The organism is Nostoc sp., assembly GCF_036916575.1.
Lineage (GTDB): Bacteria > Cyanobacteriota > Cyanobacteriia > Cyanobacteriales > Nostocaceae > Nostoc.
Window position 1 is genome coordinate 63640 of sequence record NZ_JBALGC010000095.1, and the last position, 22186, is coordinate 85825.

Below are 22186 nucleotides of genomic sequence, written 5' to 3' on the forward strand. Positions count from 1 at the left end.
TATGAAGTTTCATCAAGAACGTTAATTAGTTTCTAGGTAGGAATGCACTAACGCTTTTTTTAATGCTGCTGCCACCTTGTTATTCGATTATTTATAGATTGTCAACACTGAGCGCTATATTTTAGACCTACTAAGTTGGAATTTTCAGAGGCAATGAATCTCAAAGCCTTAATTTACAATTGTTTCCAGGACACAACAATGCTCAACCAGAAAGTTTGGCAATTATTGGGTTTGCATGATTTGTATGTATACACATAAGTAAAGTCAGTATCAGTGGTAAAATTAACATTAGTGTCTGAAAAAATACTATTGAAAGCTCAATAGAAAATGAACAATAACGTGCGTAAGATTAATAGGCGCGGGCACACTCTTAATTTTTTATAAGTGCGATTAGTAAAACCATATTAGGAGCATTTAGTCTTTTTATAGTTAGTTTAAAATACTTAAAATATTCGAGTATCTTTAAATATGAAAAAATGAATTATTATGAAGTTTATACTATAGTTATAGGGACAATGCATAATGCAATTTTTGAATTTAGAATATCTTGACTAATTGCTATAAAATAGTTAATATTTTTCCAATATATTTATAGTTATAATTATGGAAACACCATTTGTAACAATTGATTTTGACGCTTTGGCGGAGCAACTGCTGCTCCGCTCCTGAATTCTTCTTCAATTCTACCTATCTCTTCACCACTCCTTATCTAGTAAGGATTCAAATTCAGCTTGTAAGGCGGTTATATCCGCCAATCTTGCGACTAGTAAATTATCCTTACCAGCATCACTTAAACGTACTTTCCAATAACGAATACTGTCTGAGTTGTTCAACCAAAACTGAATCACGGTATCTACTACTTGATCCAGATTCCAACCCCACTTTGTTGGAACTGATTCTACTGATTCTAGAAACGTATCTAGTGTACACCTATGTATTCCCAAGTATTCCACGCCTTGGTGGGGTAGTTTTTGCCCATTTTGCTGTTGGTAATTAAAAAACTGCCAAAGTGGAGATACTCCTACAATATCAAAAGTGTATTTCATGCTAGTACTCCCAGTTTTAAATTACTTACAGTAAAGCTTTAGTTTTTTTAAAATAATGTCTGACAACTAACTAAAGCATCTAGAAAAAGTATAGTTTTGATCTATATCATAAGCATTAAATTTCAGTCAAAAATTAGCACTAACAAGCCAAGAGTGCTAATATTTTTTTAATAGTTTTATTTATTATTAAAGAGTTTCAGGCATTAATTGAGGGGTGTATATATTTTTAATAATTATTTAATTAATTTCCTTACGGATTGTAAAGGCTTGATCCTTCCTAACCCACGCCAGTCGCTCATGGGTAGCCACTCCGTTGCGGAGGTTCCCCCTGTTGAAGGAAGTGGCGTGGAAACCCCCTGATGCTCTCTACGAGACGCTCTTGCTAGCTTGCTTCTTTGCATGAGTACGAGGACTCGCTCTAAGCGTTGGCGCTGAAATTCTCCCCTTAAAAATAGTAGCTATTAATCTGAGACATAGCTACTTAAGAAAATTGGAAGTGTGATGGTGCAAAGCATCTACTGTAAGCGATGTCTAACGACAAGCTGCTTTGTGTCTAGGCATTGCTAAGATTACCCTCCAATTGATGGCTTTTATTAGTTCTTTTTCACATCACGAGCCATGTTGAGGTAGTAGTTGTCAAGTTTGGCATTAGGACAACGGCGGTTAGTGGCGGGAATTTTAGAAGTGTTATCCTGATTCGTTTCAATTGGCTGTTTAGCAGAAGCTTGCTTTATGCCTTGTGTCTGATCAGATTCCAAGAAATAATCAGACTTAGTAAATCCAAAAAGCTTGGCAAAAAAACCAAATAAATTTCCGACAAAATTAGAAAAACTTTGGAATAAAACACCGAACAAGCCTTCAAAACGAAGGAACAAATTCCGAATAATTTGAGTTAGACGAAGCATGACAGCACCTTCAATGATTGCCTATTATCATTGTGACTCAATTGCGATCAGGGGGATTGATCCTATGGTAAAAATCTACTAGTGGGTAGGTGTAGCTCAACTAGGACTTACGCAAGTGTCATATTTTTTGCTCAATTCCCACAGTCTCTAGTTTTCCTGAACCAGCAAAACTGACTTCACGGGGCGCTTGATAAGATTTCCCTCCAAATCAACCTTCCCGTAAAAGGTTTTGCCATTGTAATAAAGCGAAGACGAACTCCCGCCATCCAGGTTCATCGCTTTATCAGCCCCAAGAGTTTTCATAAAATCAGCTAATGCTGGCAAGGATACCCCAGAGTTAGCGGGAGCCAAGGGTTTTTGAGCCACCATAACTAAAACAACGCTGCCATCACGGGTGATACCCACGGCAGTCCTGGCATTGGGTTGGTTGCTGCCAAGTGCATCTCGTTTATTGGCATTATCCACAAAGCCCTCTTTTACTAAGGTGAGTTCTGGTAACAGGCGTGGACCAGCACCTATAGCATCGACTAATTGACAACCTGCTGGTGGTGACTCACTGTGTAGGGCAATCGAATAGCGGATAGTTTGCTCACATAAGTAGCGGCGGAATTCTGAGCGATTGAAAATTTGACTCAGGTAAGGTTTTAAGTTGAGATTGTTCACCAGCCGCTCGTTTTGCTTGGGGTCAGCTACCAACTTCCCTTGTAGGACAATATATGATGTCGATTTTTGGTTGGCTGGGTCAAAAAAGCCTGCGTTCAAAATAGCTATGGCTCGATGCTTCTGGGCAAATTCCTCTACGGTGGCTAGCTTCTGTGATAATGCAGGAGTTACCAAAAATTCGCTATTAGCTGGAATCAACAGGATGTGAGCTATGCTTTGGGGCAAAGTGCGCTCGAAGTAGCGGATAGTTTTTGGTGGTGAAGATGCAACAGTCGGTATTGACAGTGTTGAGGAACGCAAATTAAACCATAACGCCATTGCCAAACTAATTAATATCAAACCTAGTAGTTTAATTTTTCTCACTTTTAAACTCACTTGCAGTTAGCAGGACTTCTATCTGACAATACCTTCGCCAAAAATAGAGGTAGTTTAGCTTTTGCCGAAACAGTCAATAGACAAGCGCGGCAAAGAGTATTAGGCAAAATGTAGAACCCTGACCCAGACGTACAGGACAGTAAAAATTACTTCTACGAAAACTTTTGCAAATTTTATTGGCTCAGTTTTTTGCTATCAGGCAAAAAAAGACGTGCATAATCCAGGTTTTTCTCTATGTCAATACTCGTAAAGAAAGCAAAGATATTGTCTAAGACATTGGCAATGTGCTTTTAGAGTGAAACATATTGAGAAATCTTAAGTAATCCGCAGTTGCCTCTTCTGAATTTTCGATTAGCAGCAGATGTCCTGCTTTTGGTAATCGGATCACTTGGCTTCCGGGAATACAGCTTTGCAGCCGATCAGCTCCACGAATGTCATATATCTTGTCTTCTGTGCCCCAGATAGCAAGGGTCGGAAGCTGAGTTGATCGCCACTGACAAAGAACGTCATCGTACAGGTTCACGATGTCCCAAATCTGTTGATAGTGACGGTTACGAGTGATGTAGTCGTTCACTTTCTCTGTTTTAACAGAATCAGGGATGGTGGGAGGCGTGACAAACAGCAGGCTAATTTCCAGGTCAAACTGTTCTTTGGTGATTGGAATAAAGGGGTTTATGCCGTCAAAGATGGAATTTCTGACGCTCGAAGCCCAATCAGTCACACCTAAAGGTGAACCGATAAAGGCAAGGCTACGCAACTGTTCCGGGTAACGCTGGCTATAAAGGGTGGCGATTGCTCCCCCCATTGAACTCCCTGCCACATTAAAGGAGCGAATTCCTAATTGATTCGTTAACTGGTACAGCAGTGCAACCTGATTTTCCAGGGCATAGTCCTTCGTTGCGAACCCAGTGCTGTTGCCGTAGCCCGGTAAGTCGGGAGCGATCACTCGATAGCCCGCCTCAGACAACTGACACATCATACTGTTCCACTGCTCTTTGCTGGCAAATAGTCCATGCAGCAGTAAGATCGGTTGTCCGGTGCCGACCTGGTTGTAGGACAACGTTCCATTGCTAATAGGGGCAAAACGGGTGGTGATCGCGCAGCTTGAAGCAGACGCTGGGCTATGAAAAGCAGCGTAACCCACCAATCCACATAGCACCAGAATGACGAAGATCAGCCAGAGGATGAGTTTTTTCATGGTTATTTTTAGTTCTGGAGCATAAACCTGCACCCAACAATACACCGTTGTATGGTCTACTCTAAGCCTCCGTTTCAGCATCATCTCCTCCAAGTTGCGGTAACTCAAGGGATAGCGCAGATACCAACACACGCACAGCAAGATGATGTCAGATTGGAAATGACGCCACTTAAAGGGGTGCTTGGGGTTCATGGACGAGGTGGGTTGGGCCAGCGGTAATAGGTACAAATGCTAATTTTCCCAGATCGCCACCAGTTTTTGCAACACAACCTTTGGTTTTAGGGTAGGTGTACCATTGCGAATAAATTTTTATTTACCCCCGCACCTTACACTTCAAAGGTGCGTTCAGCTTGGAACAGACCACCAAAAGGAATATCCGCAATAAGCTTGACATGATTCAAGCAATATGTTAATAATTATAGATTGTGGAAACTTTACTTCTTAATATAAGCTCTTGGCTAACGTCATTGTCATAGGTGCCCAATGGGGCGATGAAGGAAAAGGTAAAATAACTGACTTACTCAGCCGTTCGGCAGATGTTGTGGTACGTTACCAAGGGGGTGTCAATGCTGGACACACGATTGTAGTCAAAGGTCAGACCTTAAAGCTGCACTTGATTCCCTCTGGTATTTTGTATCCAAATACCGATTGCATTATCGGCTGTGGAACAGTCATCGATCCACAGATTTTGATCGCAGAACTCGACCAACTAGAAGAATTAAATATTTCCACTGACCACCTGCTGATATCTGAGACAGCCCACGTAACGATGCCTTATCATCGGTTGATTGACCAGGCATCGGAAGAACGACGGGGAAGCCATAAGATCGGCACAACAGGTCGGGGCATTGGGCCGACTTATGCTGACAAATCTGAACGTACAGGCATTCGAGTTTTAGACTTGATGAACCCCGATGGACTACGTGAGAAATTGGAGTGGACGATTAATTATAAAAACGTCATTTTAGAAAAGCTTTACAACTTGCCGCCTCTAGATGCAAAAGAGGTGATTGAACAGTATTTGGGGTATGCAGAACGCTTGCGACCTTACGTTGTTGATACATCGTTGAAAATATCCGATGCAATTGGGCGACGGCGCAATATTTTGTTTGAAGGCGCACAAGGTACGCTCCTTGACCTAGATCACGGAACTTATCCCTATGTCACCTCCTCTAACCCTGTGGCAGGGGGGGCTTGCGTTGGCACAGGGGTAGGGCCGACAATGATTGACCGGGTAATTGGGGTGTCGAAAGCCTATACAACCCGTGTGGGAGAGGGGCCATTTCCCACGGAATTAGATGGAAAGTTGGGAGAATTATTGTGCGATCGCGGTGCCGAATTTGGCACAACCACCGGACGCAAACGCCGCTGTGGGTGGTTTGATGCTGTCATCGGTCGCTATGCCGTGCGGATTAACGGCATGGATTGTATGGCGCTCACTAAACTCGATGTCCTCGATGAATTAGAGTCAATCCAAGTTTGTGTCGCCTATGACATAGATGGCCAACGTAGCCAACACTTCCCCACCAGTTCTCGTAAATTTGCTAAATGTCGCCCCATCTACAAAACCTTACCAGGATGGCAAGTGTCAACAACTCACTGCCGCACCCTAGAAGACTTGCCACAGCAAGCACTGGACTATCTAAAATTCTTAGCCGAATTAATGGAAGTTCCGATCGCGATCGTCTCACTAGGAGCAAGCCGTGATCAAACCATAATTGTAGAAGACCCCATCCACGGCCCCAAACGCGCTTTATTGCACCCCGATGGCACACCTGCTACTTTGCTCAGTGCGTAAATTGGCCATTAGTCATTAGCAAAGGACAAATGACTAATGACTAATGACTAATGACTAATGACTAATGACTAATGACAAAGGACAAAGGACAACTTTTATGGCTATTACAGTCGAATCTCAAAAACGTCCAGAAGGCAGCAAGCCAAAAGCCTTGCGCCGTTCTGGATTGATACCTGCCAATTTGTACGGTCACAAAGGTACAGAGTCAATTTCTTTGACTATTGATGCCAAAACTGTTGAGCGCTTGCTCAAGAGAGCTTCTGTCAACAATACATTGATTGAGTTAAACATTACTGATGTACCTTGGCGTGGCAAAACCTTGTTGCGGGAACTTCAGATCCATCCCGCAAAAGGTACGCCTTACCACCTCAGCTTTTTTGCAGTTGCGGGCCACGGCGACACCACTGTAGAAGTACCGCTGCGTTTTCTGGGAAATGCTGTTGGTGTTAAACAAGAAGGTGGTTTTTTAGACACTGTTATCACTGAGTTGCAAGTGAGCTGTGCGCCGGAAAACATCCCTGAAATAATTGAAATTGATGTCTCTAACCTACAAATCGGAGATAGCTTACGTATTCACGAGCTAGTCTTGCCTCAAGGTGTCACAGTTCTTGGTGATACGGAGCGAGTCGTAGTTAGCGTCTCGCAGCCTCAAATCAGCGCTGCTGCTGAGGATGAAGCTGAGTTAGAGAGTGAAACAGCTTCTGAAGCTACGTAAGTGTGTAATAATTTTTGATGATAGCCAGGGGGAAACTCCTGGTTTTTTGTATTTAAACCCGCAGAGCAAAGAGATGACAGAAGTAATACCAATTCAACGCTCAACCCAATCTACGCAGTTTATGGCTTTAGCCTAACGCACTTAATTACGAATTACTTTAACGTGCATCACCAATCAAGACAAATGGCGACCAATAAAAAGGATGGTCTTTAATTAGCTTCAACTTAGCTTGTTGCAAAGCTTTTCTTTTGGTCATGCCTTGCTTGAGGTTTTGATAAAATTGAATCATTAATTGCTGAGTCGCTTCATCATCAACCGCCCATAAACTTGCCATTAATCAGGTGAGTATAATCAGCAAGGTCGGCTGTAGTGAATAGGTTAACCCATTCAAAGGCTTGAGCGTATTTTTTTGATTAATCAGGACATCGACTAAGGCAGTTGCCCTTCCATCATTTTCTTGTAAAAACTTTTGGCGATTTTCCCGTTGTAAACCCCGGCGCATTTCTAAGCTGATTTGGAGAGATTGCTCTAAATTAGTAATAGCTTGGGTTGGTCGATTTGTACTTTGAAAGAGTATACCAATATTACCCAAGGTGACAGCAACACCTGTGCAATCGCCCACAGCACGCGAAAGGGGCAGAGCCTGGTTGAAAAAATCGAGTGCTTTTTGCTTTTCTCCTAAATCGTCGTAGTTAGACCCAAGCCAAACCAGTGCAGTTCCTTCTAGTTTTTGGTCTTTGAGTTCCTGTGCCATAGTTGGAACTGGCTGTAATATTTGTATTGCCTGTTGATGTTCCTGTTGCTGTGTCAATTTTATCCCTTGCTCAAGCAGTCTTTCTGCTTCTTGCGCTTGGGAGTTTTGAGTTTGTCCCCAGGTGGGTTGAGCCATTAGCATTATTGTTATAGGCGTTAGATAAACGCCCACAGCCAAAAGACTGGTGAAAATTTTTTTCATAGAATAGCGCAGAGGTAGCTGTTTTCAATTGGGTCTAGAAGCTGTCGTTACCAACATCGTAATGTTTGTGATGAACATTGCAATGTTTCTTATTAATATCGTGATGTTTGTGATGAACATCGTGATGTTTCTTATTAATATCGTGATGTTTGTGATGAACATCGTGATGTTTCTTATTAATATCGTGATATTTGTTATTAACATCGCAATATTCCTTATTAATATTGCGATATTTGTTATTAACATCGTGTCTGTCGTTAGGAACGTCAAAATGGTTAGGGGTATTTAATTACACCTGAAGAAAAGTTTGCTGTGGAACGCAAACTTGATGATATATTTGCAGATCCATCTTTGAAAGGTTATCGCATTATTGGCGTTGGCATAGCCCGCCGGAGGCATCGTGGTCTATTCGACATTTGCGAGGCAGAGAAGATAATGACATCACCAATCCACAGCAACCGCGAGTCTGGCGCTTATTCCTAGAACGTGGCGGCTGGATTTATCTGTTTCGAGCATTACCCTCAAACGCAAAACCTGGTGAGATTCCATCGATGTTGGCTATTCAAGAAAGTGAGAAAGGACATATCATCATTCGCAGTCCAGAAGCTTCCAAAACGAGTTCTCCTTGATATGCTGATATCTTGCACCATTAGGACTTACGCAACGCCGATATTGTCATTGCGACCGAAACGAAGTGTAGGGAAGCAATCCCAGCATCAGGGGGGATTATATCATGTCCTGTTAAAGACTTATCATTTAGAGGGCAGGGGAGCAGGGGGAAAGAGGATTTTGGGATTTTTGCACAGATACGTAATCATAAGTGATTAGCCGGACATAATATTACTTCGCTATCGCTCGTAATGACGAAATTACGTTATTTTTGCGTAAGTCCTGACCATTCTCAATTGACCAATGACCAATGACTAATGACAGTCTTCATAGAAAATAGCGCAATATGTAAGCGCATTAGCTTATCAGCACTCAATTGGTAAACTATGTAATAATTCTTGATGATACCAGGGGGAACTCCTGGTTTTTTTGTATTTGAACCGCAGAGGCGCAGAGAGCGCAGAGCAAAGAGATGACAGAAGTAACTCTTCCAGCTTTTATTGAACAAATGTTGCAGCCGGGATTTTATCCCCATCCGGTTACAGAACCTATTCAACTAATTCAAACTCACATTTCTTATGTGCTGTTGACTGGAGATTACGCCTATAAACTGAAAAAACCTGTAAATTTTGGCTTTTTGGACTTTTCCACCTTAGATAAGCGGCAGCATTTTTGTCAGGAAGAGTTACGCTTAAATCAGCGGGGTGCTGGTGAACTGTATTTAGAAGTTTTGCCTATAACTTTGGTAGGAGAGCAATATCAGTTAGGGGGAACGGTTGAGGCTGTAGAATACGTGCTAAAGATGCGTCAGTTTCCTCAAGAGTCACTATTAAGTACACTTTTTGAACAGGGTAAGTTAAATGAGACACTCCTAGATGAGTTAGGACGGGTGGTGGCTCAATATCATGCCGAAGCACAGACGAATGATTACATTCGCACTTTTGGCGAAGTGCCAAAAGTTTGGGCTGCCTTTGATGAGAATTATCAGCAAACTGAGAAGTATATTGGTGGCCCCCAGACTCAGGCGCAATTTACAGAAACAAAGCAATATACAGATAACTTTTTTGCTGAACGTCCAGAACTATTTGCTAGCAGAATTCACAACAATTATATTCGTGAATGTCACGGAGACTTACACCTGAGAAATATTGCCCTGTGGCACGATAAAATCTTATTGTTCGATTGCATTGAGTTTAATGAACTGTTTCGTTTTGTCGATGTGATGTACGATGTGGCGTTTACGGTGATGGATTTGTCAGCCCGTCAGCGTCAAGACTTGGGTAATGCGTTTTTGAATGCCTATATAGAGCAAACTGGAGACTGGGAAGGCTTACAGGTGCTACCTTTATATTTAAGCCGTCAGGCTTATGTCCGGGCAAAAGTAACTTCATTTTTGTTAGACGAGCCGAGTGTACCCGCGACAGAAAAGGAAGAGGCGACAAAAACCGCCGCTGACTATTACAAACAGGCTTGGGACTACACTAAACCAAAGCTGGGACAACTAATTTTAATGTCGGGGTTGTCGGGTTCTGGTAAAAGTACCACAGCAAGGTATTTAGCCCGTCAACTGGGAGCGATTCACCTCCGTTCTGATGCGGTGCGGAAACACTTAGGGGGAATTTCCCTGTGGGAAAAGGGTGGCGATGATTTGTATACACCTGAGATGACTGAGAAAACTTACACACGGCTATTGGAATTGGGGATTATCCTGGCTAAACAAGGTTTTTCGGTAATTTTAGATGCCAAGTATGATAAACAACTATTACGGCAAGAAGCGATCGCACAAGCTATAAAGCATCAACTTCCCCTTCAGATTATCCAATGCACAGCACCGCTTGAAGTTCTAAAAGAGCGTTTGAACAATCGCACTGGTGATATTGCTGATGCCACCGCCGATTTATTAACCTCACAAATCAAACAAGCTGAACCTTTCACTGAAGAGGAACAACCTTATGTAAAGATTTGGGATACAACTCAGCCACAACAGGCACAATTAAAAACAGTAATTCCTGAATAGCTTTTTTTACCCTATGGCAGACAAAAAAAACGACTTATTCAGTATTTCTCCCAGCTTCTTTTCTCAACTGTTATTTGGGGCATTTTTAACATTTATATTAATAATGACCGGCTCTGCACCAGCCCTGGGCATCTTCTTAGGTATCATGGGGGGTTTCATCTTAAGCTGGATCACAAATGTAACCAATAATAGCGCCCAAGCTCCAACAGTAGCCTCCTCTGATGGTGTCGATACAGGATTGAAATACTGGTTATTTTTCATGCTAGGCTTTGTATATTTGGGGTATCCAGCACCCATGAGTATCTTGCTAGGTGGAATAGGCGCTTTAGCCGGAGGCTGGATTACTGCTTGGTGGGGAAGTAAGGAAGCAACTAGAACTCAGTTGCAAGTTGAAGAGTCAGAAGAGGGTGAAGTTGAACCAACGAACGAGAGGCTCAACAAACGGCAAACAAGAAGAACCGCCCGTCGTTACCGTCGCACTGCTGGAAGTAGTTTCAATTTCAGATTTTGGGAAAAGTAGGGAATTGGGGATTGAGAAATGGGGAATGGGGACTGGGGACTGGGTAGTAGGAATTGGGGATTGGAGATTGAAGATTAGAGATTAGGAATTAGAATTCAAATAATTCTTTCCCAGTCCCCATTCCTCAATATGTTTTTATACCTATCCAAATTACTGCCACTATTTTTTTATCCATTAGGATTAGCCTGCCTGAGCTTGGTAGTAGCATTAGTAACTTTGTGGAAACAACCGCGCACTGCGGCGATCGCAATTGCCTTTGCCCTAATTTTACTGCTATTTTGTAGTAATGCTTGGATTGCTAAATCATTAGTGCGATCGCTAGAATGGCAAAATCTTCCACCCGCCCAAATACCAGTTACAGAAGCGATTGTGGTTTTGGGTGGCGCAACTAAATCAGCCTTTCCCCCAAGACCTACCGTCGATTTGAGTGAATCAGGCGACCGCGTGATTTATGCTGCACAACTATATCGCCAGAAAAGAGCGCCTATAATCATTCTTAGCGGAGGCCGGATTGATTGGCGTGGAAGTGGTTCACCAGAGTCGGCAGATATGGCAACAATACTCACATCTATTGGTATTCCATCTGAGGCGATTGTCCAAGAACCTGACTCTCTGAATACTTATCAAAATGCAGTAAATGTCCGAAAAATTTTGTCATCTCGTGGCATCCGTCAAGTATTATTAGTTACTTCGGCAATGCATATGCCGCGATCGCTTCAGATTTTTCAACGTCAAGGAATTAATGCTATTCCTGCACCGACTGACTTTCTGGTTACTGAGGGTGAGTTGCAAGAACTCACCAATAGTCCCAAAGCCGCTATACTAAATTTATTACCTGATACCGACAACTTACACCAATTTACCACCGCTTTAAAAGAGTACATTGGTTCTTTAGTTTATCACTTACGCGGTTGGCTTTAATAAAGTTATAAGTTATGAGTTATTAATTATTAATTATGAAATGTAGTAATTGTCTGAATTCCAAACTCCTGTACAGACGCGATTAATCGCGTCTCTCCTAACTCAATTAATATTATGCCTAAAAACTTACCCTATATTATTCCATCCCCTCAACCCCAAGTTGAGGAAGCTTTTGCCGCTTACCAAACAACCCACCAGTTCTACGACGAAGTTCGGTCACGGTCAGAGTTTCAGCGTTATTGTGAATGGTATTATACAACAGCAGAGCAGAACCGCCAAGAACTTAAAAGAATGCGCGGCGAACTGAATATTTTCCAGTGGTTTCGCCGCCGATGAGTCATTTAAATGATTTCTAACTCATTTTCACGTAAATGGGCTTTAAACTTTTTACTAAACTTAACTAAAATCGGCAGATTAGCGCTTACGGGTCTGCCTTGCCATTGGGTGGCAATATCTGCAACTTCGCCTTCTGTGCCTTTGATATCAAAAGCCTGATTCCGATGTTCAGGATGATGATACACTACTACCGAATCTTTAACGCGGACGCGATCGCCAACTTTCATAACAACATTTACACCTAGCATTTGCTTTTCCACAAGTATCTGCTACAAAATATATGATTAAATCGCTTAAAATTTGATTTAATCAGCTATTTCTTGACGCTTCATAGGGATAAGACGGCGTATTTAACCCTCTGCGTCCAGGCAAGGCAGCGCTCAGGCGAGACTCCGAAAGCTCCGGTTAGCGACGTTGGCGTAGCGTCTCGCAGAGAAGGAGTGTCACCCGGAGGAGGTTCCCCCGTTGTCGCGACTGCCGCACGTCTTAGCAGTCCGTGCGTACTTTTTTAAGTTTTTTGCCGCGTTAATAAGTATCGTCCTTACCCTCCGTCTTTCCGTCAAAAACGGCGAAACCAAAGGAAATCAGGCGATATCAGATGTGCTTAGTACTTTGACAAGATATCTAACCCTTTTATCTTCACTCTAGGATGTTCCCCAGGTCAACTCTCTCACCAATTTTTGTGCATAGCAAAGGCGCTGTTATTATCGAATACACTCTTGGTTAGGGTGCTATCTTCCTTATAGGGATCACTGGTTTGTATGCAATTCTGATATCTCTTTTTTGAGGCGATTCATTACCCACATCTTTCTTAACACTCTTGAAACCATTGTTTTATAAAGCTCACAAGGCTTTTATTTTCTTTTTGACTTGACAAATTAGCCCTTAGTTTTCTCGATAAAAACTCAAGTTTATTGAGAATAGACAACGTAGATTTAAGGCTTCGGGATTTTGTGAGCAATTACTGTCGCAAATGTTAAGAAAGATCCGGGTAATGGACAGCCTTTTAGAAAAGGGGTTGGGGGTTAGGTCTCTATTGGACTCAACTGAGAAACGCTATATAGTAAGTTCTAATGGAGATGATTTTTTTCAATGCTAAAAAAATATGAAGATTTCTAAATTTTTAATTAGCTTGGTAGGAGCGATCGCACTCCTGACTATGGCTGGTTATTATTATGTATTCATCTTAGGTGCGCCACAACTAGACCCACCCCAAAAAGAGGCAAATACTGGATTAAAGTTTCAATTAGTAACCTTCAACTCCCAAGCGATGGGTGCAGTCCGTAACTACGGTGTGATTTTACCCCCTAGTTATAATAAAAATCAGCAAAAGCGCTACCCTGTGATATTCTTGCTGCACGGGGGTCATGATGATGCCCGTGCTTATGCTGATAAGTATGCAGTCCTAGATATACTGCATGAACTTTATCAAAGTGGAAAATTACCGCCATCGATTGTGATTACACCTGATGGCAATGATAATCGGGGTTCCAATCCTTTGTATGATCCTGATTATTTTGATGGCCCAAATGGCAAAGTGGGGACTTTGATTGGTTCAGAATTAGTACAAGTTGTCAAGTCGCGCTACCGCACTTTAGAAGAACCCCAGTTTTGGGCGCTGGGAGGTGTGTCTTCTGGGGGATGGGGGGCTTTTAATATTGGGTTACGCTATCTCAACAACTTTCACATTCTGTTTAGCCATAGCGGTTACTTTACCGATAATAGCGGTTCACAAAATAGTCCCCAACAAATTGTCCAAGAGCTACCAGTTCAAGATAGGAAGCGATTACGTGTCTACCTAGATGCGGGTCTGAACGATAGTAATTTGCTGGCTTCTACCAAAGCCTTCAACGAAACCTTAAATAAATTAGGCATTGCTCACGTATTTTATGCATTTCCTGGAGGTCATGGTTTGTCTGGTGCAGATGTAGGCTGGAACTACTTTCACAAACATCTCAAAGATTCGCTCTTGTATGTAGGTGAACAGTTTAAAAAAGTTAGGAGTTAAGAGTTAGGAGTTAGAAGTTAAAATTTGAAAACTCAGGTTCTACCGCTCCCCTTGTGGTACAACATAGAAAGACCAAAATATTAAAACTTAATCTGTATAAGTAACACAGCCGATAAAACTGTTTATTTCTTACTAGAGTCCATAAAGAGAGTGTTAAAGCCAAAATTCCTAACTCCTAATTAATACTTTTAGACTAATGAGCAATAATTTAAAAACTCAGATTGGACTTTGGAGTGCGGCTTTCCTTACAGGTTTAGTCGGAGTAGTAAATTTGTTGTCAGCAGTGACACCTAACCTGGATGGGCGAAATCACTGGTTGAAAGAATTTTTACCATTTGATATTCGGGCCAGTGGTCATTTATTTGCAGCGCTGACTGGGTTTGTTTTACTCACACTTGCTACTAACTTATTACGCCGAAAAAGAATAGCCTGGTTACTTACCATTGGTTTACTAGTGATTTCCATTTTCAGCCACTTGCTGAAGGGACTGGACTATGAAGAAAGTCTACTCTCTGGAGTTTTGCTACTGCAATTAATCTTGATGCGCCATTTTTTCACAGCACAATCAGACCGTCCTTCGATCGCACGGGGAGTTCGAGTGCTGATCAGCGCTTTATTATTTACCTTGGCATACGGAACTATTGGATTTTATTTGTTAGACGGCAAGTTCTCCGAAAACTTTAATTGGGGTGAAGCTGTAGTTCAGACTTTAGCGATGTTCTTCACTGAGGATAATTGGGGACTGCAACCAAAAAGTCGATTTGGAGAATTTTTTGCTAATTCTATCTATATTATTGCCGCAGTTACTATTACATATGCAATGGTAATGCTGTTGCAACCTGTGTTTTGGCGGAATCTAGTAACCCCAAATGAGCGGCAAAAGGCTAAAGAAATTGTCGAGCAATATGGACGCTCTTCTTTAGCAGCACTCACACTGTTAAATGATAAAAGTTATTATTTCAGTCCTTCGGGTAATAGTGTAATTGCTTATGTTCCTAAAGGACGGGGTGCGATCGCCTTAGGAGACCCCATAGGGCCCATTGAAGACCGTAAAGAGACAATTATTGCTTTCCAACAGTTCTGCCAGCGCAACGACTGGTATCCTGGCTTTTACCAAACTTTACCCGATGATGTTGCACTTTACAAGTCATTGGGGTTAAAAGTACTCAAGATTGGAGAAGAAGCGATCGTTGACCTAAAAAGTTTTACCTTACAAGGTAAAGCCGGTAAAAACTTTAGACCATCAATCAGTCGTTTAACTAAGCTAGGATACCAAATCGAGTTTTACCAACCACCTATCGCCAATGATTTATTGCACCAGCTCAAATCTGTAAGTGATGAATGGCTGAAAATGGTACAAGGTTCGGAAAAACACTTTTCTTTGGGTTGGTTTGACGAAGCTTACCTCCGAGAGTGTGAGATTGCTGTGGTGCATAATCCTGAAGGTCAGATCAGCGCCTTTGCCAACATTCTCCAGGAGTACCAACTCAACGAAGCCACTATTGACATGATGCGACATCGCGCGTCCCTCGAAAATGGCACAATGGACTTTCTATTTATTTCCCTGCTTCAACATTTTAAAGAGGGTGGCTACGACAGCTTTAACTTCGGTCTTTCTGCCCTTGCAGGAGTTGGAGACAACCCAGAATCACGCCGCTTGGAGAAAGTATTGCACTATCTTTACGGGCATTTGAATCGCTTTTACAATTTCAAGGGACTGCACGCCTACAGAGAGAAATTCCGCCCTCGTTGGGAACCACGTTATTTGGTTTATCCCAGTTTAGCTGCCTTACCAGATGTAGTTGTAGCATTAATTCGCGCAGATTCAGGTGATCGCCTCTTCGATTATTTCAAACCCGGAGCCTAAATGTGGACTCAAAAAATTCAGAATGATTTTGACCGAATTGCTTTGCATGAGCAAGAAGGTTGGAATCACAATAGTCACTATCACAATTTTTTACTCAAACAGTTACCAGCCCACTGTGAAAATGTTCTTGATATTGGGTGTGGAACTGGTTTATTCTCGCGTCTTTTAGCTAAACGTGCTGATAGAGTTATTGCAATAGATTTATCTCCCAAGATGATAGAAGTTGCTAAACAAAAATCTCGACAGCATCCGAAAATAGATTATCAGGTTGCTGACATTTTGCAATGGGAGTTTCCAGTAAAGCAATTTAATGCAATTGTGTCTATTGCAACTGTTCATCATTTGCCATTAGAGAACTTATTACACAATTTGCAAACTGCCTTGAAGCCGGGTGGTAAGCTTGTAATTCTAGACTTGCTAGAGCATGAAAGTATACAAGATAAAATGAGCGATTTCCTTGCTGTCCCCTTGAATTGGATATTTCAGACCTTTAAGAATAGACATATCAAGCAATCGCCAGAATCAGTCGCCGCAATGAAAGAACATCTTCGTACAGACAAGTATCTGACTCTATCGCAAGCACAACGAATTTATACAAAGTCACTCAAGGGCGCAAAGATTAGAAAGCATATATTCTGGCGTTATTCAGCAGTATGGCAAAAATCGTCAGCAATTCCATAACACCTCATTGCAATTTGAAGACCAAACGCCCACTATTGAGGTAGCAGGTTTGCTAGTAAATGACCTGGGTTAAGGATAATTGTAGTAGTGAAACCCAACAAATGCCCGAAAATGTTGGGTTTGATTCTCAACCCAACCTACGCAATATATTTTTTGGGCTTAACCTAAACGTATTGGGGCTAACCCGTTACAAGAATAGCGATACGTTTACGTTTCGCTCTAATAGTCATAAAAAATATGAGATTATTTTTCAATAAACTTGAGAAAGATTTAATTAACTGCAACAATGACAATTACTCTTTCATCCTCAGACTATGATGAACTATGGGAGCAAAGCTGGCAGAATACCCATCGTTTATACCAATCAGACGACTTCGACGATATCTTTGATTACCCTAAGCAGTTAGGGACAGGATACAGGCGATTAATTTGGCTTCAGGATGGGTTCTGGCTTCGCGTTCGGGAATTTAAATGCCGAGAATTTATTCGTTGTGATGATTATGAAGAAGGATGGACGGCGTCAGTCTTGACATTTTTTATTTGCGGCGATGCTGGAGTAGTGATTCACAAGACAAACGATTACTTCCACGAAATTAGCGGACAGAATTGTTTCGGATTTGGCTCTGCTATGGAGACAGAAGAATGGCCTGCTAACCAACGAATCTTCAGAGTCCAGATTTGTATGGAGCCTTCTTTCCTCAAATCCTATGGTAGCGCCCAGCTTGACTCTCTGCCATTGCAGTTAAAAAATTTGATTGAAGGAAACAAACAGGAAGATTTCAATCTGCTAGGAACAACGACTCCAGCGATGCAGCTAGCAATTGGGCAGATTCTAACTTGCCCTTATCGGGGATGGATGAAACAACGGTATCTGGAAAGCAAAGCCCTAGAATTATTAGTTTTGTATCTAGAGCAAACCGTCAAGCGCGAACAGGGTTTAAATTTGGTCACAAACCTCAAGTCTACTGATATTGACCGCATTTATAACGCTAAAGAAATTTTACTGCGGCATTTGGATAATCCGCCATCTTTATTAGACTTGGCAAAGCAAGCTGGAATTAATCACAACAAGCTCAAGCGAGGCTTTCGTGAGATTTTTGGCACAACTGTATTTGGCTACCTACATAATTATCGTATGGAGAAAGCGCGGCAGTTGCTCTATGAAGGTAAGTTGAGCGTAGCTACAGTAGCAAATATAGTGGGCTACGTCAACAGTGGGCATTTTGCTGTGGCTTTCAAACGCAAGTTTAGCATTAGTCCTAGCGCCTGTCGCTTAGGAGAAAAGCCTGCTCTTTGAAATTTATCAAACATTTGGTCTTTTTTGAGTTACAAGCGGTCTTCTTTGAGCGGAAATAGTCACTGAAATCCTGTATGCTCCGTATAACTTAATTAATTGCTAATTCATTTCAACAACTTGTGAGTCAAAGAGGAAGTTTTCCTTGATGAGTTGCCAAAGAGGGTATTGGCTTTTTGATGTGTGAGGAGCTATGAAGGTTCAGCGATCGCCTAATTTATTATCTTTTGTTGTCAGTTTATCTGGATGCATCACGAGTGTCTTGATGTCACTTGTTGCTCAACCTGTTTGGGCGCAAAGTACAAGAACTGCTTCTATTACAGCATCAACTGAGGCTAGTGCAGACTTTACTCAACTAATTACTAAAGGACAGGTTGTTGAACCGGTTAAAAAGATTCAGCAACTCAGGCAGATAAAGCATCTTATCAGCAGTGCTCAACAGTTGGTGCAGTCGCCAACACCAGAAACAGTGCCAACTCCTGAATTAGTGCAAGTGACGGAAGTTAAGGCAAATCCCACCTCTAAAGGTGTGGAGGTGATTTTACAGACTAGCAAAGGGCAAGAGTTGCAAATCACAAACCGCAGTGCTGGCAATAATTTTATCGCTGATATTCCCAATGCTCAACTGCGTTTACTTAGTGGTGAGGCGTTCACATTCCGTTCTGAAAAACCAATTCAAGGGGTTACAGAAATCACAGTCACAAACTTTGATACTAATACTATCCGGGTGACGGTGATAGGTGAGGCAAGTTTGCCTGCTGTTGAGTTGTATGATAGTCCAGATGAGGGTCTGATATTTTCTGTGGCAACTGCTGCATCATCGGCACAAAAACCTCAAACGCAACCTCAACCGGAGAATCAGACACAGCAAAGTCAACCATCAACACAAAATGATCAACCAATTGAATTGGTGGTAACGGGTGAGCAAGATGGATACAATGTACCAGATGCTTCATCTGCAACTAGAACTGACACACCGATCCGCGATATTCCCCAATCAATTCAGGTAGTTCCCCGACAGGTGATTGAAGACCGGGTGATCACCGACCCGGATGATGCAGTCAGAACAATCAGCGGTGTGATCCCCTCCAATCCCTCCTACGAAGGAGGGTTAAGCGCCTTTTCTATTCGCGGCTTTGATTATGGCTCAAATGTTCTCAGAAATGGTGTCAGAGAAATCGATTTCGGCTCTGTATCTAGAAACGATCTCACGAATATAGAGCGCGTTGAAATCTTGAAAGGTCCAGCTTCTGTGCTATATGGTCAGGGATCTTTAGGTGGTGCAGTGAATATTGTCACCAAACAGCCATTACGCGACCCTTTCTATAACCTTGAGTTTCTCGCTGGGAGTTACGACCTCTACCGAGGTGCAGTGGATTTTTCCGGGCCACTCAACGATAGCCGAACTGTGCTATATCGCTTAAATGCTTTTTATCAAGACTCAAATACCTTCATTGACTTTAGTCGTAATAATCGTTGGTTGGTGAATCCGGTTGTTAGCTGGCAGATTAGCCCTAATACCAAACTGACTATTGAAGGAGATGTGTCGAAAACAGTCAGTCAAACTTCTGCGGGCTTACCTGCTGTAGGTACGGTGCTGCCCAATCCCAATGGTAAGATTCCCATCAATCGCTTTATCGGTGAACCAGGTGACTTCGAGACAGGCTTGTTTGCCAGAATTGGGTATGACTTACAACATCAGTTTAGCAAAGATTGGTCAGTACGAAATGTTTTTCGGTACGCAGTTTTAAAAAGAGGAGGGGGTGGATTTACTGCTGGTAGTAGCCTTGACCCTGATGGTCGAACTCTGGACCGCTTTTACTTCGACGATCCAAACCCAAAAACAGATGATACCGTAAACGGCTTTATTGTAGCGACTGACTTGACTGGTAAGTTTGAAACTGGGTCGATTAAGCACACACTTCTGTTTGGAACCGAGGTATATAACACCAAACGCACAAATTTTGAGTATATCTCCGGCGATGCTGCACCGCTTGACCTGTTCAACCCGGTGTATGGCTCTCCCAGAGGTGCTGTTGAAGATAGAGGTAATAGTACTCAATCAGGGGGATTTGTTGGGGTTTATCTTCAAGATCAGATTGCTTTAGCAGATAACTTGAAATTAGTGCTAGGCGGACGGTATGACTGGGCTAATCAGGACTCGAAAGATTTGATCACAGACACAAAAACTAGCCAATCTGATGAAGCTTTTAGCCCACGGGTCGGGATTGTCTATCAACCCATTCAGCCGATTTCTCTCTACGCTAGCTACAGTCGCTCATTTAATCCTAACAGTGGTACAGATGCCAATGGCAATCTATTCGATCCAGAAAGTGGAACTCAGTATGAAGTGGGCATCAAGGGAGATTTAAGTAACAAACTTTCTGCAACTTTGGCATTGTTTGACTTAACTCGCTCTAACGTGCTGACAACCGATCCCAATAATTCTAACTTTTCTATCCAAACTGGGAAACAACGCAGTCGCGGCATCGAGTTGGACATTAGTGGTGAAATTCTGCCAGGATGGAGCATTGCAGCTGGTTATGCCTACATTGATGCTCGCATCAGCGAGGACAACGATTATGCTGTAGGCAATCGCTTGGTTAATGCGCCAGAAAATTCCTTCGGCTTGTTCACATCCTACAAATTTCAATCTGGTAGTTTAGAAGGATGGGGGTTAGGCTTGGGTTTCTTCTATGTTGGCGAACGAGAAGGGGATCTGAATAATAATTTTACCCTACCGAGCTATTTTCGCACAGATGCTTCTATTTTCTATAAACGCGATCGCTTGCGAGCTGCTGTCAGTATCAAAAATCTCTTCAACGTTGATTACTACGAATCATCTTCTGATATTCTCAGAGTCTTTCCAGGCGAGCCGCTGACGGTGCAGGGAACAATTTCGTGGCAGTTTTGACCCAATAGAATACAAAGGAGTATTGTTTATGCACTCAAAAAAACTCCGAGACTTTGTATTTAAACTAGGACTTACGCAAAAATCGCCAAAAAGCTTAATTTATCGAACCGCCAAGACCGCCAATAACGCCAAGAATCGTAGAGTGTGCGTAAGTCCTATAAACTACACCGTTATATCGGGTTAGCTGTAGGTCTAATTGCGATCGCTATCGGTCTAACGGGTAGTTTATTAGTCTTTCATGATGAAATTAGTGATTTTTTATTGCATCGTCAGATTGGAGCGATTACTCATAGTGGCGAACGCTTACCTGTGGAAGTTATCCTCAATCAGGTGAAAACAGCCTATGCAAATCAACTAGGCGTAACAATTGATCGGATTTATATGTCTGCAAAGCCAAATGCTCCCGCGATCGTTGTTCCCAGAAAACAGGAAAGCGATTTGGCTGAACTCTATGTCAACCCTTACACCGGAGTGGTTCTTGGTAACAGTCAGGAAATTTTTTCCGAGCGCTTTTTCAACGTTGTCTACGAACTCCACTACAGTTTATTGGCAGGCAAAACTGGATATGCGATCGCTGGGATTGCTGCCCTATTGATGTGTATCCTCAGTATTACAGGCATCCTGCTTTGGCCTGGTTGGAGAAAACTGCTTAATGGCTTCAAAATCAAACTTAATGCTCATCCCAAACGAATTAACTTTGATATTCACAAAGTTGCAGGTATTGTTACGGCTATATTTATTGCCCTTACAGGCTTCACTGGTTTCTGCTGGAATTTCTCTGATTTCACTAACCCGATAATTTATGCAGTGACATTTACCAACAAGTCAGCATCGGAACCAGTCTCTAAGCTGATTCCAGGTAAAACCCCATTGGAACTAACAGACCAATTAAAAACTGCTCGTGCTACGTTCCCAAATGCGATGCTGGGGACAATTTATTTTCCTCGTAAACCAGAAGATGCTTTGAGTATTCGCTTTAAATTGCCCCAGGATGATGATGAGAACGGGCTAAGTTATGTTTATCTTGACCAGTACAGTGGTCAAGTGTTGCGAGTGGATAACATATTGGAGATACCGTTAGGCGATCGCGTCCTCAACTTTTTTGAACCGCTCCACTACGGTACTTTTGGCAGATTACCTACGCGCATTCTCTACGTGTTCGTAGGGCTTGCACCGCTAATTTTATTCATCACTGGCTTTGTGATGTGGCGGTATCGCTATCAAGAAAACCTAGTGCACATCGGCGTAAATAAAGCTACTATCACCAAATAACGGGACTTAAACAAAAATCAAGCCCAAATATAGCCCAAACTGGCTTTATAAGAAGCAAACAGGTCACGATTAAGAGTCAACCAATCAAAAAA

The 22186-nt window shown here is 42.2% G+C and carries 20 protein-coding genes and 1 pseudogene; 13 read left to right on the forward strand and 8 right to left on the reverse strand.

Annotated elements, in window-relative coordinates; genetic code table 11:
- Positions 1-695: 695 nt before the first annotated feature.
- The 5 genes and pseudogenes from V7L29_RS20720 to V7L29_RS20740 form a co-directional block, all read right to left on the reverse strand.
- Complete coding sequence (locus tag V7L29_RS20720; RefSeq protein ID WP_334736669.1) at positions 696-1046, reverse strand: hypothetical protein; 351 nt, start codon at positions 1044-1046, stop codon at positions 696-698.
- A gap of 593 nt (positions 1047-1639) precedes the next feature.
- Positions 1640-1951, reverse strand: a complete 312-nt coding sequence (locus V7L29_RS20725) for a threonine dehydratase (protein WP_334736670.1) — start codon at positions 1949-1951, stop codon at positions 1640-1642.
- Positions 1952-2098: 147 nt separating this feature from the next.
- Positions 2099-2977: a phosphodiester glycosidase family protein gene (locus V7L29_RS20730; protein WP_334736671.1), complete on the reverse strand. Its 879-nt coding sequence runs from the start codon at positions 2975-2977 to the stop codon at positions 2099-2101.
- Between the two features lie 280 nt (positions 2978-3257).
- On the reverse strand, positions 3258-4187 hold the full coding sequence (locus V7L29_RS20735) for an alpha/beta fold hydrolase (RefSeq protein ID WP_334736682.1): 930 nt from the start codon (positions 4185-4187) through the stop codon (positions 3258-3260).
- Between the two features lie 9 nt (positions 4188-4196).
- Positions 4197-4379: pseudogene (locus tag V7L29_RS20740) on the reverse strand (IS6 family transposase); the annotation flags it as partial.
- Positions 4380-4641: 262 nt separating this feature from the next.
- Here V7L29_RS20740 and V7L29_RS20745 point away from each other — a divergent pair.
- Both V7L29_RS20745 and V7L29_RS20750 read left to right on the forward strand, forming a co-directional pair.
- A complete protein-coding gene (locus V7L29_RS20745) occupies positions 4642-5985 on the forward strand; it encodes an adenylosuccinate synthase (RefSeq protein WP_334736672.1) in 1344 nt (447 codons plus the stop codon).
- Positions 5986-6082: 97 nt separating this feature from the next.
- Positions 6083-6700, forward strand: coding sequence for a 50S ribosomal protein L25/general stress protein Ctc (locus tag V7L29_RS20750; RefSeq protein WP_334736683.1), 618 nt, complete (start codon positions 6083-6085; stop codon positions 6698-6700).
- A gap of 157 nt (positions 6701-6857) precedes the next feature.
- Here V7L29_RS20750 and V7L29_RS20755 read toward each other — a convergent pair whose 3' ends face one another.
- Together V7L29_RS20755 and V7L29_RS20760 are read right to left on the reverse strand one after the other, a co-directional pair.
- A complete protein-coding gene (locus V7L29_RS20755; RefSeq protein WP_334690298.1) occupies positions 6858-7034 on the reverse strand; it encodes a CHAT domain-containing protein in 177 nt (58 codons plus the stop codon).
- Positions 7035-7037: 3 nt separating this feature from the next.
- Complete coding sequence (locus V7L29_RS20760; RefSeq protein WP_334736673.1) at positions 7038-7655, reverse strand: tetratricopeptide repeat protein; 618 nt, start codon at positions 7653-7655, stop codon at positions 7038-7040.
- A gap of 416 nt (positions 7656-8071) precedes the next feature.
- On the opposite strand from V7L29_RS20760, the gene V7L29_RS20765 reads away from it, so the two are divergent.
- From V7L29_RS20765 to V7L29_RS20785, 5 genes are all read left to right on the forward strand, one after another.
- Complete coding sequence (locus tag V7L29_RS20765) at positions 8072-8284, forward strand: hypothetical protein (RefSeq protein WP_334736674.1); 213 nt, start codon at positions 8072-8074, stop codon at positions 8282-8284.
- A 452-nt stretch (positions 8285-8736) separates the two neighbouring features.
- The gene (locus V7L29_RS20770; protein WP_334736675.1) at positions 8737-10281 is read left to right on the forward strand and encodes a bifunctional aminoglycoside phosphotransferase/ATP-binding protein; all 1545 of its coding nucleotides are present in this window, start codon (positions 8737-8739) and stop codon (positions 10279-10281) included.
- A 13-nt stretch (positions 10282-10294) separates the two neighbouring features.
- Positions 10295-10801 (forward strand): hypothetical protein, encoded by a 507-nt coding sequence (locus V7L29_RS20775; protein WP_334690295.1) that lies wholly within the window; start codon positions 10295-10297, stop codon positions 10799-10801.
- 129 nt (positions 10802-10930) lie between these two features.
- A complete protein-coding gene (locus tag V7L29_RS20780; protein ID WP_334736676.1) occupies positions 10931-11722 on the forward strand; it encodes a YdcF family protein in 792 nt (263 codons plus the stop codon).
- Positions 11723-11836: 114 nt separating this feature from the next.
- The gene (locus V7L29_RS20785) at positions 11837-12058 is read left to right on the forward strand and encodes a hypothetical protein (protein ID WP_334690293.1); all 222 of its coding nucleotides are present in this window, start codon (positions 11837-11839) and stop codon (positions 12056-12058) included.
- A gap of 5 nt (positions 12059-12063) precedes the next feature.
- Here V7L29_RS20785 and V7L29_RS20790 read toward each other — a convergent pair whose 3' ends face one another.
- Positions 12064-12285 (reverse strand): ferredoxin-thioredoxin reductase variable chain, encoded by a 222-nt coding sequence (locus tag V7L29_RS20790; RefSeq protein WP_334690301.1) that lies wholly within the window; start codon positions 12283-12285, stop codon positions 12064-12066.
- An 878-nt stretch (positions 12286-13163) separates the two neighbouring features.
- Here V7L29_RS20790 and V7L29_RS20795 point away from each other — a divergent pair.
- From V7L29_RS20795 to V7L29_RS20820, 6 genes are all read left to right on the forward strand, one after another.
- A complete protein-coding gene (locus tag V7L29_RS20795; RefSeq protein WP_334736677.1) occupies positions 13164-14066 on the forward strand; it encodes an alpha/beta hydrolase in 903 nt (300 codons plus the stop codon).
- A 196-nt stretch (positions 14067-14262) separates the two neighbouring features.
- The gene (locus V7L29_RS20800; RefSeq protein ID WP_334736678.1) at positions 14263-15933 is read left to right on the forward strand and encodes a phosphatidylglycerol lysyltransferase domain-containing protein; all 1671 of its coding nucleotides are present in this window, start codon (positions 14263-14265) and stop codon (positions 15931-15933) included.
- Positions 15934-16614, forward strand: a complete 681-nt coding sequence (locus V7L29_RS20805) for a class I SAM-dependent methyltransferase (protein ID WP_334736679.1) — start codon at positions 15934-15936, stop codon at positions 16612-16614.
- Positions 16615-16900: 286 nt separating this feature from the next.
- On the forward strand, positions 16901-17911 hold the full coding sequence (locus tag V7L29_RS20810; protein WP_334690289.1) for an AraC family transcriptional regulator: 1011 nt from the start codon (positions 16901-16903) through the stop codon (positions 17909-17911).
- Between the two features lie 190 nt (positions 17912-18101).
- Positions 18102-20822 carry a TonB-dependent siderophore receptor gene (locus tag V7L29_RS20815; protein ID WP_334736680.1) on the forward strand — a complete coding sequence of 907 codons (2721 nt, stop codon included), beginning with the start codon at positions 18102-18104 and terminating at the stop codon, positions 20820-20822.
- Positions 20823-20966: 144 nt separating this feature from the next.
- Positions 20967-22094, forward strand: a complete 1128-nt coding sequence (locus V7L29_RS20820; protein WP_334736681.1) for a PepSY-associated TM helix domain-containing protein — start codon at positions 20967-20969, stop codon at positions 22092-22094.
- The last annotated feature ends 92 nt before the right edge of the window (positions 22095-22186 follow it).

What these genes read in the sequence shown, in the direction of transcription:
- V7L29_RS20780 (WP_334736676.1), top strand. Translation starts at nt 10,931, where the DNA reads ATGTTTTTATACCTATCCAAATTACTGCCACTATTTTTTTATCCATTA.
- V7L29_RS20810 (WP_334690289.1), top strand. Translation starts at nt 16,901, where the DNA reads ATGACAATTACTCTTTCATCCTCAGACTATGATGAACTATGGGAGCAA.
- V7L29_RS20805 (WP_334736679.1), top strand. Translation starts at nt 15,934, where the DNA reads ATGTGGACTCAAAAAATTCAGAATGATTTTGACCGAATTGCTTTGCAT.
- V7L29_RS20725 (WP_334736670.1), bottom strand. Translation starts at nt 1,951, where the DNA reads ATGCTTCGTCTAACTCAAATTATTCGGAATTTGTTCCTTCGTTTTGAA.
- V7L29_RS20755 (WP_334690298.1), bottom strand. Translation starts at nt 7,034, where the DNA reads ATGGCAAGTTTATGGGCGGTTGATGATGAAGCGACTCAGCAATTAATG.
- V7L29_RS20785 (WP_334690293.1), top strand. Translation starts at nt 11,837, where the DNA reads ATGCCTAAAAACTTACCCTATATTATTCCATCCCCTCAACCCCAAGTT.
- V7L29_RS20815 (WP_334736680.1), top strand. Translation starts at nt 18,102, where the DNA reads ATGAAGGTTCAGCGATCGCCTAATTTATTATCTTTTGTTGTCAGTTTA.
- V7L29_RS20800 (WP_334736678.1), top strand. Translation starts at nt 14,263, where the DNA reads ATGAGCAATAATTTAAAAACTCAGATTGGACTTTGGAGTGCGGCTTTC.
- V7L29_RS20750 (WP_334736683.1), top strand. Translation starts at nt 6,083, where the DNA reads ATGGCTATTACAGTCGAATCTCAAAAACGTCCAGAAGGCAGCAAGCCA.
- V7L29_RS20760 (WP_334736673.1), bottom strand. Translation starts at nt 7,655, where the DNA reads ATGAAAAAAATTTTCACCAGTCTTTTGGCTGTGGGCGTTTATCTAACG.
- V7L29_RS20790 (WP_334690301.1), bottom strand. Translation starts at nt 12,285, where the DNA reads ATGAAAGTTGGCGATCGCGTCCGCGTTAAAGATTCGGTAGTAGTGTAT.
- V7L29_RS20735 (WP_334736682.1), bottom strand. Translation starts at nt 4,187, where the DNA reads ATGAAAAAACTCATCCTCTGGCTGATCTTCGTCATTCTGGTGCTATGT.
- V7L29_RS20775 (WP_334690295.1), top strand. Translation starts at nt 10,295, where the DNA reads ATGGCAGACAAAAAAAACGACTTATTCAGTATTTCTCCCAGCTTCTTT.
- V7L29_RS20720 (WP_334736669.1), bottom strand. Translation starts at nt 1,046, where the DNA reads ATGAAATACACTTTTGATATTGTAGGAGTATCTCCACTTTGGCAGTTT.
- V7L29_RS20770 (WP_334736675.1), top strand. Translation starts at nt 8,737, where the DNA reads ATGACAGAAGTAACTCTTCCAGCTTTTATTGAACAAATGTTGCAGCCG.
- V7L29_RS20795 (WP_334736677.1), top strand. Translation starts at nt 13,164, where the DNA reads ATGAAGATTTCTAAATTTTTAATTAGCTTGGTAGGAGCGATCGCACTC.